16 protein-coding genes are annotated in these 17,580 nt (G+C 70.4%); 9 read left to right on the plus strand and 7 right to left on the minus strand.

Features of this window, described 5'->3' with window-relative positions; translation table 11 throughout:
- Positions 1–157: 157 nt before the first annotated feature.
- Genes ACFC1I_RS08795 through ACFC1I_RS08815 form a run of 5 tightly spaced genes read left to right on the plus strand, consistent with a single transcriptional unit; the run spans position 158 to position 6,273 of the window.
- Positions 158–982, plus strand: a complete 825-nt coding sequence (locus ACFC1I_RS08795) for an ABC transporter ATP-binding protein (protein WP_376008079.1) — start codon at positions 158–160, stop codon at positions 980–982.
- Positions 979–1,788: an ABC transporter ATP-binding protein gene (locus tag ACFC1I_RS08800; protein WP_376008081.1), complete on the plus strand. Its 810-nt coding sequence runs from the start codon at positions 979–981 to the stop codon at positions 1,786–1,788. Before ACFC1I_RS08795 ends, ACFC1I_RS08800 begins: the two co-directional genes overlap by 4 nt.
- Complete coding sequence (locus tag ACFC1I_RS08805; RefSeq protein ID WP_376008083.1) at positions 1,785–2,864, plus strand: ABC transporter permease; 1,080 nt, start codon at positions 1,785–1,787, stop codon at positions 2,862–2,864. The genes ACFC1I_RS08800 and ACFC1I_RS08805 overlap by 4 nt, the downstream gene beginning before the upstream one ends.
- A 2-nt stretch (positions 2,865–2,866) precedes the next feature.
- Positions 2,867–3,919: an ABC transporter permease gene (locus ACFC1I_RS08810; RefSeq protein ID WP_376008085.1), complete on the plus strand. Its 1,053-nt coding sequence runs from the start codon at positions 2,867–2,869 to the stop codon at positions 3,917–3,919.
- The gene (locus ACFC1I_RS08815) at positions 3,916–6,273 is read left to right on the plus strand and encodes a glycoside hydrolase family 3 N-terminal domain-containing protein (RefSeq protein WP_376008087.1); all 2,358 of its coding nucleotides are present in this window, start codon (positions 3,916–3,918) and stop codon (positions 6,271–6,273) included. The genes ACFC1I_RS08810 and ACFC1I_RS08815 overlap by 4 nt, the downstream gene beginning before the upstream one ends.
- 71 nt (positions 6,274–6,344) lie before the next feature.
- Here ACFC1I_RS08815 and ACFC1I_RS08820 read toward each other — a convergent pair whose 3' ends face one another.
- Both ACFC1I_RS08820 and ACFC1I_RS08825 read right to left on the minus strand, forming a co-directional pair.
- Positions 6,345–7,307, minus strand: a complete 963-nt coding sequence (locus ACFC1I_RS08820) for a DUF3027 domain-containing protein (protein WP_376008089.1) — start codon at positions 7,305–7,307, stop codon at positions 6,345–6,347.
- The gene (locus ACFC1I_RS08825; RefSeq protein WP_056369550.1) at positions 7,291–7,674 is read right to left on the minus strand and encodes a cold-shock protein; all 384 of its coding nucleotides are present in this window, start codon (positions 7,672–7,674) and stop codon (positions 7,291–7,293) included. The genes ACFC1I_RS08820 and ACFC1I_RS08825 overlap by 17 nt, the downstream gene beginning before the upstream one ends.
- Before the next feature lie 135 nt (positions 7,675–7,809).
- On the opposite strand from ACFC1I_RS08825, the gene ACFC1I_RS08830 reads away from it, so the two are divergent.
- The 3 genes from ACFC1I_RS08830 to ACFC1I_RS08840 are packed head-to-tail and all read left to right on the plus strand — an operon-like array spanning position 7,810 to position 11,525.
- Positions 7,810–8,073, plus strand: a complete 264-nt coding sequence (locus ACFC1I_RS08830) for a multidrug ABC transporter ATPase (RefSeq protein WP_376008091.1) — start codon at positions 7,810–7,812, stop codon at positions 8,071–8,073.
- A 5-nt stretch (positions 8,074–8,078) separates the two neighbouring features.
- Positions 8,079–9,821, plus strand: coding sequence for a helicase-associated domain-containing protein (locus ACFC1I_RS08835; RefSeq protein WP_376008093.1), 1,743 nt, complete (start codon positions 8,079–8,081; stop codon positions 9,819–9,821).
- Between the two features lie 45 nt (positions 9,822–9,866).
- Positions 9,867–11,525, plus strand: a complete 1,659-nt coding sequence (locus ACFC1I_RS08840) for a DNA repair helicase XPB (protein ID WP_376008095.1) — start codon at positions 9,867–9,869, stop codon at positions 11,523–11,525.
- 56 nt (positions 11,526–11,581) lie between these two features.
- Here ACFC1I_RS08840 and ACFC1I_RS08845 read toward each other — a convergent pair whose 3' ends face one another.
- Positions 11,582–13,429, minus strand: coding sequence for a bifunctional metallophosphatase/5'-nucleotidase (locus ACFC1I_RS08845; RefSeq protein ID WP_376008097.1), 1,848 nt, complete (start codon positions 13,427–13,429; stop codon positions 11,582–11,584).
- Positions 13,430–13,639: 210 nt separating this feature from the next.
- Here ACFC1I_RS08845 and ACFC1I_RS08850 point away from each other — a divergent pair, with 210 nt between their 5' ends.
- Complete coding sequence (locus ACFC1I_RS08850) at positions 13,640–14,188, plus strand: TetR/AcrR family transcriptional regulator (protein ID WP_376008099.1); 549 nt, start codon at positions 13,640–13,642, stop codon at positions 14,186–14,188.
- A 15-nt stretch (positions 14,189–14,203) separates the two neighbouring features.
- On the opposite strand, the gene ACFC1I_RS08855 is transcribed toward ACFC1I_RS08850, so the two are convergent.
- The 4 genes from ACFC1I_RS08855 to ACFC1I_RS08870 form a co-directional block, all read right to left on the minus strand.
- A complete protein-coding gene (locus ACFC1I_RS08855) occupies positions 14,204–14,677 on the minus strand; it encodes an SRPBCC domain-containing protein (RefSeq protein ID WP_376008101.1) in 474 nt (157 codons plus the stop codon).
- Positions 14,678–14,750: 73 nt separating this feature from the next.
- A complete protein-coding gene (locus tag ACFC1I_RS08860; RefSeq protein WP_376008103.1) occupies positions 14,751–15,455 on the minus strand; it encodes a pyrimidine reductase family protein in 705 nt (234 codons plus the stop codon).
- Positions 15,455–16,363, minus strand: a complete 909-nt coding sequence (folP, locus tag ACFC1I_RS08865) for a dihydropteroate synthase (protein WP_376008105.1) — start codon at positions 16,361–16,363, stop codon at positions 15,455–15,457. Before folP ends, ACFC1I_RS08860 begins: the two co-directional genes overlap by 1 nt.
- Positions 16,360–17,580 (minus strand): NAD(P)/FAD-dependent oxidoreductase, encoded by a 1,221-nt coding sequence (locus ACFC1I_RS08870; RefSeq protein WP_376008107.1) that lies wholly within the window; start codon positions 17,578–17,580, stop codon positions 16,360–16,362. Before ACFC1I_RS08870 ends, folP begins: the two co-directional genes overlap by 4 nt.

The raw sequence follows: 17,580 nt of genomic DNA on the forward strand, positions 1-17,580 counted from the left end.
CGTTTGACTCAAACTCCCCCGGGCCCCCCCCCCCGCCGCGGGCTTTGTTGATTTTCCTCACCACGCCCCCCCCCCCCTATTCCCCCCCGGGGGGGGGGGGGTGCCCCCCCCCCCCCCCCCGCCGCCACGTCACCCTCACGAAAGCGAACCAGCACCGATGAGAGATCCGCTGCTCTCCGTCCACGACTTCTCGATCGTCTACGACGTCGATCCCCCCGTGCGAGCGGTCAAGAATGTCACCCTCGAACTTCAGCGCGGCGAGATCCTCGGCCTCGCCGGCGAGAGCGGGTGCGGCAAGACCACGCTCGCCTACGGCGTCCAGCGCCTCCTCAAGCCCCCGGCCGTCATCACGAGCGGCTCCGTCGTCTTCCACGACGCCGACGGCGAGGACGTCGACATCAACGCCCTCGAGCCCGAAGAGATGCGCCGCTTCCGCTGGGACAAGATCTCGATGGTCTTCCAGGGCGCGATGAACTCGCTCAACCCGGTCGCGACCATCGGGTCTCAGCTCGAGGACGTCTTCGAGGTGCACCGACCGAACCTCACCCGCTCCGAGCGCCGCGCCGCCGTCGTCGAACTCCTCGAGATCGTCAAGGTCGGTGCGCAGCGCTACCGCTCGTACCCGCACGAGCTGTCGGGCGGCATGCGCCAGCGCGTCATGATCGCCATGGCGCTCGCGCTGCGCCCGCAGCTCATGGTGATGGACGAGCCGACGACCGCCCTCGACGTGCTCGTGCAGCGCGAGATCCTGCGTCAGATCTCCCACCTGCGCCACGAGTTCGGATTCTCGGTGATCTTCATCACCCACGACCTGCCGCTCCTGCTCGAGATCAGCGACCGCATCGCGATCATGCGCGAGGGGGAGATCGTCGAGCTCGGCACGGCCGAGCAGGTCTGGACCGATCCGCAGGACGAGTACACCCGCACGCTGCTCGCCTCATTCCCCCGGCTCACCGGGGAGAGAGGGGTGGTCCACCGATGACCGTCCTCGAATTCGACGCCGTGACCAAGGTGTACTCCGTGCGCGGCGCCGGCCAGATGAAAGCGCTCGACGACGTGAGCTTCACGCTCCACTCGGGCCAGACGATCGGCCTCGTCGGCCAGTCCGGCAGCGGCAAGTCGACGATCGCGAAGATCCTCACCCAGCTCGAGTCGCCCACGAGCGGCGAGGTGCGCCTGGACGGCGCGCCGATCCCCCGTCGCGGCAAGGGTCTTCGCGCCTACCGCCAGCAGCTGCGCATGGTCTTCCAGGATCCGTTCGCGTCCCTGAACCCGTACCACACCATCCGCTATGCCATCCAGCGGCCGCTCGAGCTCGACAAGGTCGTGCCCAAGGACCAGCTGGACGACGAGGTGCGCCGCCTCCTCGGACGCGTCCGCCTCGATGCCGACGCCGTAATCGACCGCCGGCCGCACGAGCTCTCGGGCGGCCAGCGTCAGCGCGTGGCGATCGCCCGCGCCCTGGCATCGCGCCCGAAGCTGCTCGTCGCCGACGAGCCGGTCTCGATGCTCGACGTGTCGATCCGCCTCGGCGTGCTGAACCTGCTCGCCGACCTGCAGCGCGAGCACGGGCTGGGCGTGCTGTACATCACGCACGACCTCGCCACCGCGCGCCACTTCAGCGACGAGATCCTCGTCCTCAACCAGGGGCGGGTCGTCGAGCGGGGTCCCGCCGACGACGTCATCCTGCGCCCCCAGAACCCGTACACCCAAGAGCTGCGCGCGGCATCGCCCGATCCCGACACCTTCTTCGCGCACGCAGCCGGCATCCTCGGAGGTGAGAAGTGAGCGCCGTCGCCCCCCAGCTCCCCGCACCGGACTTCGACGCGATCGAGGCGGGCACGACCGCCGCGGGCGCCGTCAAGGCCCGCACCCGCATCCCGTGGCGCTTCCTCGGCAACCGCGCCGTGTTCTACCTGTTCACGCTGTGGGCGGCCATCACGATCAACTTCTTCCTGCCGCGCCTGATGAAGGGCGACGCGGTGACCGCGTACCTCGCCCGCAACCGCAACGTCACACCGGAGGCCGCCGAGGCCCTGCGCGCCCTGCTCGGGATGGACACCGACACGTCGCTGTGGCAGCAGTACCTCGACTACTGGGGCCTGCTCCTGCGCGGCGACCTGGGCATCTCGCTGCTGCACGGCATGCGGCCGGTGACCGAGGTGGTCGGCCAGTCGCTGATCTGGACCGTCGGCCTCGTCGGCTTCGCGACGCTCATCGCGTTCGCGATCGGCACCATCGGCGGCGCGATCGTCGGCTGGCGCCGCGGCAGCCGGCTGGATGTCCTCATCCCGATCACGACCTTCTTCAGCACCATCCCGTACTTCTGGCTGGGCCTCCTGGCGATCGCGGTGTTCTCGGTCGCGCTCGGCTGGTTCCCGATCGGCAAGGCCTACGGCGTCGGCGTGGCGCCGGAGTGGTCGTGGGAGTTCATCGGCGACGTGATCCACCACGGCTTCCTCCCCGCGGCGACGATCATCATCGCCTCGCTCGGCGGCTGGATGCTGGGCATGCGCAACATGATGCTCACGGTGCTCGATGAGGATTACGTCACCGTCGCGCAGGCCAAGGGCATGCCGAACGACCGGGTGCTCTGGCGCTACGCCGCACGCAACGCCGTGCTTCCCCAGATCCAGAGCTTCGCGCTGGCGCTCGGCTTCATCGTCGGCGGCACGATCGTGATGGAGGTGGTGTTCAGCTATCCCGGGATCGGCAAGCTCCTGCTCGACGCCACCAACGCGAAGGACTACGCGCTCATGCAGGGGGTGTTCCTCGTGATCACCATCTCGGTGCTCCTGGCGAACCTGCTCGCGGACGTCGCCTACGCGTTCCTCGACCCGCGCACGCGCCAGACGGAGGCCTGAGCATGAACACGATCACCAGCGACACGACGGCGCAGCGCCCGGCGAGCACGCCCGCGACCGCGACCGTCCGCAACCCCGCAGGCCGGGGCACGGCGCCCAGGAAGCCGGGCCTCTGGGCGAAGCTGGGCACCGCGTTCGCGATGTTCCGCAACAAGAAGTCGATCACCGGTCTGTCGATCCTCGGGTTCTTCGTGCTCGTCGCGATCTTCGCGGACGTGCTGGCCCCGTACTCCCCCACCAAGGTCGACAACACGGCGCGCTTCCAGCCGCCGTCGGCGGAGCATTGGCTGGGCACCACCCACATCGGCGAAGACGTGCTGAGCCAGGTCATCCACGGCACGCGCGGCGTCATCGTGGTGGGCTTCCTCGCGGCGATCATCGCCACCGTCATCGCGATCGTCATCGGCGTGCTGTCGGGCTACCTCCGCGGGTGGCGCAGCGAGGGCCTCTCGGCGCTCACCAACGTCTTCCTCGTGATCCCCGGCATCCCGCTGATCATCATCGTGGCGTCGATGTTCGAGGACCCGCCCCTCATCCTCGTGGCCGGGGTGCTCGGCCTCATCGGCTGGGCGTGGGGTGCGCGCGTGCTGCGCGCGCAGACGATGTCGCTGCGCAGCCGCGACTTCGTGCAGGCCGCCCGTGCGAACGGCGAGCCGCTGCGCCGGATCATCACCGTCGAGATGCTCCCGAACCTCATGGCGCTCATCGCCGCGAGCTTCGTGGGCACCGTGACGGCGGCGATCATCGGCCTCACGACCCTGTCGTACATCGGCATCATCCCGGTCACCACCTACAACTGGGGCACGATCCTCAACTGGGCGAGCGCGCAGGGCGCGTTCCGCCAGGGCCAGTGGTGGTGGTTCCTGCCGCCGGGGCTGTGCATCGCCGCGATCGGCGTGGCGCTGTCGCTCATCAACTTCGGCATCGACGAGTACGTCAACCCGCGTCTGCGGTCCGCCGGCGAGCGCGCCCGCGCGATGAAGAAGAAGGGCATGAACGTGAACGACACCGTCACCGTCGTGCGCACCGACCTGAAGACCCAGGAGACCCCGTGACCGCCGCCCCCCATCACGACGGAGGGCGCCCCGCGTACCTCGACGTCTCGCTTCCGGTCGCGGACCGCATCGCCGACCTTCTTCGCCGCATGACGGTCGAGGAGAAGATCGGCCAGATGCTGCAGCTCGACGCGCGCGACGATCTCGAGGACCAGGTCCTTCGCATGCACGCAGGCTCGATCCTGCACGCGTCGCCCGAGAAGGTGCTCCGCGCGCGCGAACTGACCCTCGAGACCCGCCTGAAGATCCCGCTGCTCGTCGGCGAGGACTGCATCCACGGCCACTCCTTCTGGGAGGGCGCGACCATCTACCCGACCCAGCTCGGCATGGCCGCGACATGGGATGCCGGGCTCGCCGAGCGCGTCGCGCGCGCTACCGCCGTCGAGGTCTCGGCAACCGGCATCCACTGGACCTTCTCGCCCGTGCTGTGCATCACGCGCGACCTCCGCTGGGGCCGCGTCGACGAGACCTTCGGCGAGGACCCGTTCCTCATCGGCGAGCTCGCCTCGGCGATGGTGCGCGGCTACCAGGGCGGCGGCCTCGACGACCCCACCGCGATCCTCGCGACGGCGAAGCACTTCGCCGGCTACTCCGAGACGCAGGGCGGTCGCGACGCCAGCGAGGCCGACCTCTCGCGCCGCAAGCTCCGCTCGTGGTTCCTGCCTCCGTTCGAGCGGGTGGCGAGGGAAGGATGCCGCACCTTCATGCTCGGCTACCAGACCACCGACGGCGTGCCGATCACGGTCAACGACTGGCTGCTCAACGACGTGCTGCGCGGCGAGTGGGGCTACACCGGCACCCTCATCACCGACTGGGACAACGTCGGACGCATGGTGTGGGAGCAGAGGGTGCAGCCCGACTACGCCCGCGCCGCCGCGGCCGCGGTGCTCGCGGGCAACGACATGATCATGACGACGCCCGGCTTCTTCCAGGGCGCCCGGGACGCGCTCGCGCAGGGCCTCATGACCGAGGAGGCGCTCGACCGGGCCGTCGCGCGCATCCTGCTGCTGAAGTTCGAGTTCGGCCTCTTCGAGGACCCGCGCCTCCCCGACCGCGAGCGCATCGCCGCGGCCGTGGGCTCCGCCGGGCACACGGCGCTCAACCTCGAGGTCGCGCGCCGCTCACTGGTGCTGCTCGCCAACGACGGCACGCTGCCGCTCGCCGGCGGCCTCACCGCCGACGAGTCCGGACGGGCGGTGGCCGCAGCATCCGGATCCCGCCGTATCGCCGTCGTCGGCCCCCTCGCCGACGACGCGCAGACGCAGCTGGGCGACTGGGCAGGCTCGTCGGGGCAGGTCGACTGGATCCCCGACGGTCACCCGCGCGCGATGATCTCGACGGTGCTCGACGGGCTGCGCGCACATGCCCCGGCGGACTGGGAGATCACTCATACCCGCGGCGCCGACATCCTCACGCTCGAAGAGGACCCCGAGGGCGCGTTCTTCCCGGACGGTCAGCCCCGGCCTCAAGTGGTCGTGCCGAGCGCTCCTGATGCCGACCTCATCGCCGAAGCGGTGGCCGCCGCCGAGGGCGCGGACTACGTCGTGGCCGTGGTCGGCGACCGCATCGAGCTCGTGGGCGAGGGCCGCTCGACGGCGACGCTCGAGCTCATCGGCGGGCAGGTCGCACTGCTCGAGGCGCTGGCGGCGACCGGAACTCCCCTGGTAGTGGTGCTGCTCGCGTCGAAGCCGCACGTGCTGCCTTCGGCGGTGATGGATGCTGCGGCCCTCGTCTGGGCGGCCAACCCCGGCATGCGCGGGGGCCAAGCCGTGGCCGAGCTGCTGCTCGGCCTGATCGAGCCGAGCGGCCGGCTGCCGCTCTCGTTCGCACGCCACGCCGGCCAGCTGCCGATCTACTACAACCGGATCCGCGGCCAGCACGGCGATCGCTACGCCGACCTCACGCAGAGCCCCGCCTTCGCGTTCGGCGACGGCCTGTCGTACACGACTGTCGAGTACTCGGGGCTGCGCGTCGTCGAGACCGACCTGGGCCGCGACGACACGGTTCGAGCCCTGGTCGAGCTGCACAACACCGGCGAACGGCCCGCGCACGAGATCGTGCAGGTGTATGTGCGCGACACCGTCACCTCAGTCAGCTGGGCCGACAAGGAGCTCAAGGCCTACCGCCACGTCGACCTGCAGCCGGGCGAGACGGCGACGGTCGAGCTGTCGCTTCCCGTCGCGGACTGCACAATCGTGGATGCTGCGGGCCGCCGTCTCGTCGAAGCCGGCGAGTTCGAGCTGCTCGTGGGGCCGTCGTCCCGCGACGAGGCGCTGCTCAGCGCGCGCTTCCACGTCGCAGATGCCGGAGCGCGGCCGGCGGTGGCCGCCGAGCACGCGGTCGAGCGCCGCTGAGAACGCGAAAGGGTGGATCCCGCCGCGCTGCGGGCGGCGGGGATCCACCCTTTCGTCACTTCCGGAAGCGGTCAGGCGCGTTCAGCGCCGAAGTCCTCGCCGTCTTCGTCTTCGTCTTCGTCGGAGTCCTCGTCGTCGAAGTCGTCGTCCTCGTCGGACTCGTCTTCGTCGCCGGAGTCGCTCTCGTCGAAGGCGTCCTCGTCGAGGTCGTCGTCGGAGTCGTCCTCATCGTCGTCGAAGTCGTCGGAGTCGTCTTCGTCCTCGTCGGAGTCGTGCTCGTCGTCTCCGGCGTCGGCGAACTCGTCGATGTCGACGCCGTCGAGATCGCCGGCGTGGAGGATGGGCGAGCCGTCGTCGTCGAAGTCCGACGCATCGAGGTCGTCGACGTCTTCGAGCTCCTCGTGGTCGTCGTCGTCCTCGTGGTCGTCGTCGTGCTCGTCCTCGTCGGCGTGCGCGGCCTCGGCGAGAGCAGCCTGCGCCGCGTGGTAGTCGGCGAGCCGCACCGCCCACGGCACCCAGTCCGGGGCGAGCAGCGCGCCGTCTCCCGGCAGCAGCTCGACCTCGAGCACGGTGGGCTCGGCGTCCTCGACGCGAGCGAGGCTCACCGTCCAGAACCAGCCGGGGTAGCCCGCGAGGCGATTTGCGAAGCGCAGCGAGACGACGCCGTCGGCCTCGACACGGTAGCCCGCAGGGTCGCCGATCGACGCCTCGGGCGTGATCTCGCGGAGCGCCGCGAGCGCCAGGTCGTGCGCCTCCAGCAGCTGCGGGTCGGGATCGACCGGCACCGCGACCTCCGCGACCTCGGTGGAGTCGGCGGACTCGGCCTCGACCGCGACGTCGGCAACCTCGGCCTCTGCCTCGACGACGGCCTCAGCCTCGACCTCTCCCTCGACGACGGCCTCAGCTTCGATCTCGACGACCGGGGCCTCCGCCGCCGCGGCGGTCGCAGCGTCCGTCACCGCTTCATCCGACACTGCGTCGGCGTCGGTGGAGACGACGACGACCGGGTCGGCCGACTCAGGCGTCGAGTTCATCGGCGACCTTGCGCAGGACCGCGGCGACCTTCTTGGCGTGCGCGCCGCTCGGGTACCGGCCGTGACGGAGGTCTCCGCCGATGCCGTCGAGGAGCTTCACGAGGTCCTCGATGATGATCGCCATGTCGTCGGCGGGCTTGCGGGAGCGCTTGGCGAGGCTCACCGGAGCCTCGAGCACGCGCACCGACAGCGCCTGCGGGCCGCGCTTGCCGTCGGCGATGCCGTACTCGAGGCGGGTCCCCGCCTTGGGCGCGGGCGTGCCGGGCGGAAGGGCAGTGGCGTGCAGGAAGACGTCCTGACCGTCTTCGGAGGAGATGAAGCCGAATCCCTTCTCCTCGTCGTAGAACCTGACCTTGCCGGTGGGCATTCGAACCTCGCTGGATCGGCGCCCGCGAGGGTCGCGGGCGAAACAGAGCATGACGAAAGCGGGGTCGTACAACCCCACCCACCAGCCTATGGCACGGCGCCGCCGAGCGGACGCCGGAGGGATAGGCTGGTGCGGATGAGCACGAACCCCTCCGGCGACGTCCCCGTCCGCCGCATCGACCGCATCCTGGCCTTCATGTCGCTGGGCCTGCTCGTGCTCTCGATCGTGAGCTTCTTCGCGATCATGATCGCGTCGGCCTCCGGGGCCGACATGCGCACCGGCATCTGGCCCCTCGTGGGGGTGCTGGTCTACATCGCCCCCATCATCGCGTTCGCGCTGCTGCTCGCGGTCCTCATCATGAGCTTCGTGCGGAGGGCCCGGGCGAACAGAGGGGGCTGACCCGATTGGCCTCCGACGCGCGCGCCCTGGCGACGCGGCTCGCCGAACTCGGTGACGCCGCGCTCGCTGAGACGCTCGCGGCCCGCGGCGTCTCGCCGCAGGCGTCGTGGCACGACTTCTTCGACGCAGCCGAGGGGCTGCTCGAGGCCGCGTCCGTCGACCGGGCGCTGACGCACCTCGACCGCGACGACCTCGTCGCCCTCCTCGCCCTCGCCTCAGGCGACGCGGCCGCCGGCGTCGCCGGCGAACCCGCCCGGCTCGCGCTCGTCGATGCGGAGGGGATGCCCTACGCCGCCGTCGCAGAGCGGGTGGCCGCGGCTGCCGCGGCCGAGCCCGGTGCCTTCACCGCGACCCCATCGCCCGATGAGCCCGCCCCCGCCGAGCCGCGCCTCGCCGCCGCGGCGGCCGAGCGCGCGTTCACCACGGCCGGCTCGCTCGCCGACGTGCTGCTCCTCTGCTCGCACACGCCGCTCGCCCGCACCGGCGCGGGCCCCGTGAGCGCGGTGGACCGCCGGCGCCTGATGGATGCCGGTGCCCTCGAGTCCGCCGACGACCTCGAGGATCTGCTCGCGTCGGCGGCCGCCGCAGGTCTCGCGACCGCGCACGAGCGCGAGTGGACCGTCACCGAGGCCGGCGAGCGGTGGCTCAAGGCGCCGACCGCCGAGCGGTGGGAGGCGATCGCCGAGGGCTTCCGTGCGAGCCTTCCCCGTGGGCTGCGCACGCCGCAGGGCGGGTTCCTGACGGCGGACGCCTGGCCGGGCACGTACCCGCTCGACCCCGAGTGGCCCGCCCGGGCGGAGCGCCTGCACCGCATCGGGGTGCGCTGGGGGCTGTTCGCCTCCGACCGCTCCCCTGTCGAGTTCCCCTGGACGACGGCACTCCGGGCGGGAGAGCGAGCGGATGCCGCGACCATGGCGCCGTACCTCCCCACCGAGATCGACCGGGTCTACCTGCAGGCCGACCTCACCGCGATCGCGCCCGGTCCGCTCGCGCCGGCCCTCGACCTGCGCCTGCGGTCGATGGCGCTGCGGGAGTCGCGCGCCCAGGCGTCGACCTACCGCTTCACGGCGGAGTCGATCGGCGCCGGCATGACCGAGGGCGAGACGGCCGAGTCGATGCGCGACTTCCTCGCGGGGCTGTCGCTCACCGGCATCCCGCAGCCGCTCGCCTACCTCATCGAGAGCACGGCGAACCGGCACGGGCTGGTGCGCGTGCGCGCCGACGAAGCCACCGGACGCACGCGCGTGGAGAGCACCGACGCGAGCCTCGTCGACGCGATCACCGTCGACCAGGCGCTGCGCCCACTGGGCCTGCTCATGCTCGAGGGCGACGACGCCCTCTCGTCGCGCGTGGCCCGCGACGCGGTGTACTGGACGCTCGCCGACGCCCGCTACCCGGTCATCGCCCTCGACGCCCACGGCGTTCCCGAGTCGATCCACCGACGCACGACGGCGACCGCGTCGAAGCCGGCGGCCACCCCCGAAGAGACGTATGCGCGCCTCATCGGGACGCTCCGCGGCGGCCACGGCACCGACGGCGAATCGGGCTGGCTCGAGCGCGAACTGGAGCAGGCGGTGCGCGCCCGCGCCGAGATCGTCGTGGTCGTGCGCATGCCCGACGGCTCCGAGCGCTCCTTCACCCTCGAGGCCGCAGGCCTCGGCGGTGGGCGCCTGCGCGGCCGCGACCGCGCCGCCGACATCGAGCGCACGCTGCCCGTGTCGAGCATCGTGAGCGTCCACGCGGCCTGAGGCCGCAGCATCCATCCCCCGTCAGCGCCGGTAGACTGATCCGTTATGGCTGACGGCCCCCTCATCGTCCAGAGCGACCGCACCGTGCTCCTCGAGGTCGCGCACCCCGATGCCGAGAGCGCACGGCACGAACTCGCGATCTTCGCCGAGCTCGAGCGCGCTCCCGAGCACATCCACACGTACCGCATCACGCGGCTCGGGCTGTGGAACGCACGCGCCGCCGGCCACGACGCCGAAGACATGCTGGCGACCCTCGACCGCTGGTCGCGCTTCCCGGTGCCGCCGTCGGTGTCGATCGACATCGCCGAGACCGTCAACCGGTACGGACGCCTCGTCATCGAGCGCGCGCCCGTTGCCGAGGACGGCTCGGGCGGCGAGCTGATCCTTCGATCGACGGATGCTGCGGTCCTCGCCGAGGTGTCGAAGAACAAGCGCATCCAGCCGCTGCTGCTCGGGCACCCCGCTCCCGACGCGTACGTCATCGATGCGTGGGCGCGGGGCCAGATCAAGCAGGAGCTGCTGAAGATCGGCTGGCCCGCCGAGGATCTCGCCGGCTACACGCCCGGCACGCCCCACCCGATCGACCTCGCTGAGGACGGCTGGCACCTGCGGCCCTACCAGCGCAAGGCCGTCGACATCTTCACCGAGGGCGGATCGGGCGTCGTGGTGCTCCCCTGCGGCGCGGGCAAGACCCTCGTCGGCGCGGCGGCGATGGCCGACACCAAGACCACGACGCTCATCCTCGTGACCAACACCGTGAGCGCCCGGCAGTGGCGCGACGAGCTGCTGAAGCGCACGTCGCTCACGCCCGAGGAGATCGGCGAGTACTCCGGTCAGACCAAGGAGATCAAGCCGGTCACGATCGCGACGTACCAGATCCTCACCGCGAAGCGGAAGGGAGAGTACGCGCACCTCGCCCTGCTCGACGCGCTCGACTGGGGCCTCATCGTCTACGACGAGGTGCACCTGCTGCCCGCGCCGGTCTTCAAGCTCACCGCCGACCTGCAGGCCCGCCGCCGCCTCGGCCTCACCGCGACCCTCGTGCGCGAGGACGGCCGCGAGGGCGACGTGTTCAGCCTCATCGGCCCCAAGCGGTTCGACGCCCCCTGGAAGGAGATCGAGGCCCAGGGCTTCATCTCCCCCGCCGTCTGCTACGAGGTGCGCGTCGACCTGCCCGCCGGCGACCGGCTCGAGTACGCCGCGGCCGCCGACGACGAGCGCTATCGCCTGGCCGCGACCGCGCCGGCGAAGATCGGCGTCGTGCGCGACCTCGTCGCGCGGCACGAGGGCGAGCGCATCCTGATCATCGGCCAGTACCTCGACCAGATCGACGTGCTCTCCGAGGCGCTGAACGCGCCCAAGATCACGGGTCAGACGCCGGTCGACGAGCGTGAAGAGCTGTACCAGGCGTTCCGGGTCGGCGAGATCTCGGTGCTGGTGGTGTCGAAGGTCGCGAACTTCTCGATCGATCTGCCCGAGGCATCCGTCGCCATCCAGGTCTCGGGATCGTTCGGCTCGCGCCAGGAGGAGGCGCAGCGGCTCGGACGCCTGCTGCGACCGAAGCAGTCGAACCACACCGCGAGTTTCTACACGCTCATCGCGCGCGACACCGTCGACCAGGACTTCGCGCAGAACCGCCAGCGGTTCCTCGCCGAGCAGGGCTACGCGTACACGATCCTGGACGCGCACTCGCTCGCGGCCTGACGCACACGGAAGAGGCCCGGCGCTGAACCAGTGCCGGGCCTCTTGCGTCCCTTCGGCTAACCGATCGTGATGCGGGTGAGATCGCCCGGCGTGTACGGGCTGTGCGCGGTGAGGTACGCCGCGAAGGCGTCGATGTCGAGCCCGCCGTAGTACACGTTCTGCGCTTGCAGGAACGTCGGGAACCCGTCCCCGCCGCCGGCGAGGAAGTTGTTCGTCACGACGCGGTAGGTCGTCGTGTCGACCAGCGGCTGCTCGTTGAGGGTCACGGCGCCCAGCGTCGTGCCGGTGTACGAGTACTTGAATCCGGCACTGACCTGCAGGATCTTCTTCGCGCCCGCATTCGCTCCGCTCCACTGCTGGTTCAGCAGCTCCTTGATCTGCGCGCCCGTGAGGTCGAGCGAGACCAAGTAGTTGTTGAACGGCTGGACCGTGAACGCCTCCTCGAACGTGACGGCTCCGGGAGGTTCACCCCAGGACGATGCGCTGTAGGTCAAGTCGGCTCGGATGCCGCCGGGGTTCATGAGCGCGATCACCGGAGTCCCGAACGTGCCCACGACACTCGGATCGGCGAGCTGCGCGTCGGCGATCAGGTCTCCGAGCGCCGTCTCACCCGCCGGGTTCGCCGTGCGGTTGATGTCGGTCGCGATCTGGCCGATCACCTTGCTCGCGATGGGCGCGACGAGAGTCTTGTACTTCGCGATGAGCTCGGTCTCGGTCTTATCCTTCGGCACGTCACGGGTCACGAGCACGTTCGCGCTCTTCACGGACGTGCGCACGATGTCGTCGGCCTTCTTGTCGTACGTCAGCGTGGTGTCGGTGTAGAGCCGCCCGAAGGACGACGCCGACGTCACCATACGGTCGTTGCCCGCCGGGTCCTTAATGCTGCAGACGTACGGCTGGTGCGTGTGGCCCGAGATGATCATGTCGATCGCCGGGTCGAGCCCCTTTGCGATCGGGATGATCGGGCTGGTGGGGTCCAGCTCCGCGCCGTTGCCGCAGGCCGCGTCGTAGGACGGGTTCACCTGGTACGGGTTGTTGTTCTGGTCGTACCAGGTCTCCTGGCCGGGCACGCCGCCCTGGTGGATCAGCACGACGATCGCGTTCACGCCCTTCGCCTTGAGCTCGGGAACGAGCGCATTCGCGGTGGCGACCTCGTCGTTGAACTGGAGACCCGCGACGCCCGCAGCGGTGACGATGTCAGGCGTGTCCTTCAGGGTCATGCCGATGAAGGCGATCTTCGCGCTCTTCATCTTCTTGATCGTGTAGGCGGGGAGGATGGTCTCGTTGGTGCCCTCCTTGACGACGTTGGCCGCCAGATAGTCGAAGTCCGCTCCGCGGAACTTCCGGTCAGGGCACGAGTTCTGATTGTTCTGGCCGTCGCCGTCGTCGAGGCATCCGCCGTTCGCCATGCGCTGCAGTTCGACGTACCCTTCGTCGAACTCGTGATTGCCGACGGCCGAGACGTCGAGCTTCAGCGCGTTCAGCGCCTCGATCGAAGGCTCGTCGTGGAACGCGCCCGACAGCAGCGGCGATGCGCCGATCAGGTCGCCGGCGGCCACGGTGAGCGACCAGTGGTTGGACTTGCGCGCCTGTGCGAGATGGGTCGCGAGATACTCCACGCCGCCCACTCCTGGAGGCGTGAGCGAATCCGTCGTGACATCGACCGGCTTCGTCGCCCCGGCCGGCAGTGTGTGGTCGAGCACGAGTCGGCCGCTGGAACCGGCGGGCGGCTCGAGGTTTCCATGGAAGTCGTTGAACGACAGCAGCTGGATGTCGAACCTCTGTCCGGGCGGCGTCTTCTTGTCGTCCGGAGCGGCGGCAGCCGCCCCCGCCCCCATCAGGGCCAGCGCGACCGCGGCGGCGGTGATGACCGCGCCTCCCGCGAGCCGGGCCTTCGATGTCATGCGCGTGTGCACAGAACCCTCCCGTTTCTTCTGGCGGGCGGCTCTGCCCGCCGGGAATCACGCGTCCTCGTGGGCGCGATCACGAGAAACCTAATACAGGCTCCGTGGATCCGACAGGGTGATCGGCGAAGTCGATCACCCCGGAACGATGCGACGACGGCGCGCCCTACTACTTCTGCAGTAGCAGCGACTCGGCCTAATGTCGGACATATGGCATCCACTCGCGATCGCGCCCTCGACGCCGCGCTCACCCTCGTCGGTGAGCAGGGCATCCGCGCGCTGACCCACGCCCGGGTCGACGAGCGCGCCGGCCTGCCGAAGGGATCGACATCGAACTGGTTCCGCACCCGCGACGCGCTCCTGGCCGGCGTGGTCGCGTGGCTCGCCGAAACGGAGCGGGCCGAATTCGCGGCAACCGAAGCGCCGCCGGTCGACACGCCTGAACAGTTCATCGAGGCGCTCAGCGTCATGATCGCGTTTCAGACCGGACCCCGGGCTTCGCGCACGAGAGCGCGCTACGCGCTGTTTCTCGAAGGCGCGGGCGATCCCGACCTGCTGGCGCCACTTCTCACCCAGCGCCGGCTGTTCGTCGAGTGGACCATCGCGCATCTCGCGCGCATCGGAGCGCGATCTCCCGAGGAGGCCGCCCGCGCACTGATGGCCGCGGGCGACGGCCTCGTGCTGCACCGCGTGACCGTGGATCCGGAAGCCGAGATCAGGCCGATCGTCGAACGCGCTGTGCGTGCGGCGCTGGACTGACGCCGGTTCCGCCTGTCAGTGACCCGTCAGGAGCGACTCGATGCGGTCGAACGCCCCGGGCCACACCACGACCTCGAAGAATTCGCGCACCTCGACGCTCGGAAAACCGGTCTGTCCGACTGTCATGAGCGTGCCCCACACCGTGGGATCGAGCGTGATGTCGAGGCGCGAGTGGATAGCCGGCATCTCCCGGCCTTCTGCCGACGACTCGGAGACCAGGTCGGTGACGAGTCGATGCGGGCGGTCGATCACGATGTACGTCTGCACGTCGTGCACCTCGGTCACGTGGTTCGGACGGAAGCGCGACTCCCACCTACCGCCCACGCGCAGGTCGACGGTCGTCTCCACTGCTCCTCCGGCCCACGGCGGCGACAACCAGGCCTTTTGTTTGTCGGGGTTCACGAGAGCGTCGAAGACCGCCTCCTCGCCGGCGTGCAATTCTCGCCGCAGCTGTAGGCGCAGGTCTTCTCGCGAATCGGTGAGGCTCATGATGACTCTCCTCCGTGCTGGATGGAGAGGCATACTACTCTTGTAGTGCAGAATTTACTAGGAATGTAGTGCGCTACCTCGTGTAGCGCAGGAAGACGAAGCCCTCGTCGTCGGTCACGACCCCGGCGAGCGCGAACCGCCGGTCGGCCTCGGGCGCGCCCTGCGCGATACGCCCGGCCTCTCCCCCGACGAAGCGCGGCGCGAGCGTCACGCACACCTCGTCGACGAGGTCGCTCTCCAGGAGCGCGCCGAAGAGATGCGGACCCCCCTCGCACAGCACCTGCGTCCAGCCGCGACGCGCGAAGGCGTCCAGCATCGCCGCGAGATCGACGTCGGAATCCCCACAGGGCAGGACCGATGCCACCGATTCGAAGCGCCCGGCGTCTCGGGCGGCCGCAGCATCCGTCGTCACGATCACCGGGCGCCGTACGGCCTCGGTGAACACCTCGTCGGCCGGATCGAGGTGCAGGCCGCCGCTGACCACGGCGAGCACGGGCTGGTCGTCGAGGCCGCGGGAGCGGCGCCACTCGACGTCGACGGCGCCGACCTTCAGGCCCCCGTAGCCCTCGGCGCGCACGGTTCCCGCACCGACCAGCACGACGTCTGCCATCGTGCGCAGCACCTGCATGAGCTCGCGGTCGGTCTCGCCGCCGAGCGCGCCGCTCGTGCCCCCGAGCGTGACCGCGCCGTCGGCGCTCGAGACGAAGTTCATGCGCACGCACGTGCCGTCGCGGCCGTGCAGCGCGTAGGCGTCGAACAGCTCGGCGCGGGTGGGCATCAGTCATTCCCCTCGGGTCGGGTGTTGTGCAGCTCGTACGCGGGATCGCGCCAGCCGAGGATCGCCTCGACCATGCGCATCGCGTCGACGGTCTCGCGCACGTTATGCGCACGCACGATGCGCGCGCCGTGCAGCGCGCAGAACACCGCGGCCGCCAGCGAGCCCGGAAGCCGATCGCTCTTCTCGCGGTCGAGCGTCTCGCCCACGAAGTCCTTGTTCGACAGCGCCACCAGCAGCGGCGCGCCGAGCCCGGCGAGCTCGCCCAGCCGACGGGTGAGCTCGAGGGTCTGCCGGGTGTTCTTGTTGAGGTCGTGGCCAGGATCCAGCACGATGCGGGAGTCCGGAACGCCCCGCTCACGGGCCCGCTCCCGCCGCGCGACGAGGAATTCCGCGATGTCGCCGATCACGTCGTCGTAGGAAGGGAGTGGATGCTGCGTGCGCGGCGCCGCGAGACTGTGGGCGATGACGACCCCGGCGCCGCCCTGTGCGACCACCTCGGCCATCGCCGGATCGTGCAGGCCCGTCGTGTCGTTGATGATCGCGGCGCCCGCCTCGATCGCCGCCCGTGCGACCTCGGGGTGGAACGTGTCGACGCTCACGCGCGCGACCGGCGCGAGCTCGCGGACGACGGGCACGACACGCGCGATCTCGTCGGCCACCGGCACTGCCGGCCCGGGCGCGAACTTCACACCGCCGACGTCGACGATCTCGGCACCGGCCTCGACCGCGGCGAAGCCGGCGGCGACCGCCGCGTCGAGCGCAAAGGTCGTGCCCCGGTCGTAGAACGAGTCGGGCGTGCGATTCACGATCGCCATCACCGCGATGTGGCGCGACAGGTCGAGCGCACCGCCCGGCAGATCGAGCACCGGGGCGGCCAGAGCCGGGGCGGGGTCGGGGGCGAGCGTCACGGGATCAGGTCCTCCAGCGGCACCTCGGGGTCGCGAAGCCGGTCGGGATCGATCCGCTCGCCGGAGCGGATGAGATCCTGCACCTTGTCGTTCACATCCCACACGTTGACGTTCATGCCCGCGACGATACGGCCGCCGTCGGTCCAGAACGCGATGAACTCGCGGGCGTCGAGGTCGCCGCGCATCACGATCTCGGCATCCGTCATCAACGGCGCATAGCCCGAAAGCTCCATGCCGAGGTCGTACTGGTCGGTGTAGAAGTACGGGATCTCGTCGAAGGAGGCGGCCTTGCCGAGCATCGATCGCGCCACGACCTTGCCCGCGTTGAGGGCATTCGCCCAGTGCTCGCTGCGCAGGTGCTGCTGCAGCACCGGGTGGAACGCGTTCGCGACGTCGCCCGCCGCGTACACGTCGGCCGCACTCGTGCGCAGCGCCTCATCGGTCAGGACGCCGTTCAGGATGTCGAGCCCTGCCTCCGCGGCGAGCGCCGTGTTCGGAGACGCCCCGACGCCGACGAGCACGAGGTCGGCGGCAAGCGTCTCGCCGTCGACCACGACGCCCTCGGCGAGCGCGTCGCCGACGATGCGGTCGACGCCGACCGAGGTGCGCAGGTCGACGCCGTGCTCGACGTGGAGCCTCCGGAAGACCTCCCCCATCTCGGCGCCGAGCGCGGCCGCGAGCGGCACCGCGTCGCGCTCGAGGATCGCGACCTCGTTGCCGAAGCCGCGCGCGGTGGCGGCGACCTCCATGCCGATCCAGCCCGCGCCGATCACCACGAGCCGCTTGCCGCCGTCGCGCAGCTGCGCCGCGAGGGCCTCGGAATCGTCGAGGCGACGCAGGGTGGAGACCCCGGGCAGGTCGTGGCCGGGCAGCGGGATCATCCGCGGCGTCGCGCCGGTCGCGAGCAACACCGCGTCGTACGTCAGCCGCTCGCCGTCGTCGAGCTCCACGGCGTGCGCGGCCGGCTCGAGCGAGGTCACCGCGACGCCGGTGAGCAGGCGGATGCCGCGCTCCGCGTACCAGTCGGCGGGGTGCAGGATGACGGCATCCAGCCCCTCGCTCCCCGCAAGATACCCCTTCGACAGCGGCGGCCGCTGGTAGGGCGGATGCGCCTCGGCGGCCACGACGGTGATGTCGCCGTCGAACCCCTCGTCTCGCAGCGCCTCGGCGGCGGTGCCGCCGGCGAGGCCTCCCCCGATGATCAGCATGTGGCTCAT

Source organism: Microbacterium sp. NPDC056044 (assembly GCF_042267145.1).
GTDB lineage: Bacteria > Actinomycetota > Actinomycetes > Actinomycetales > Microbacteriaceae > Microbacterium.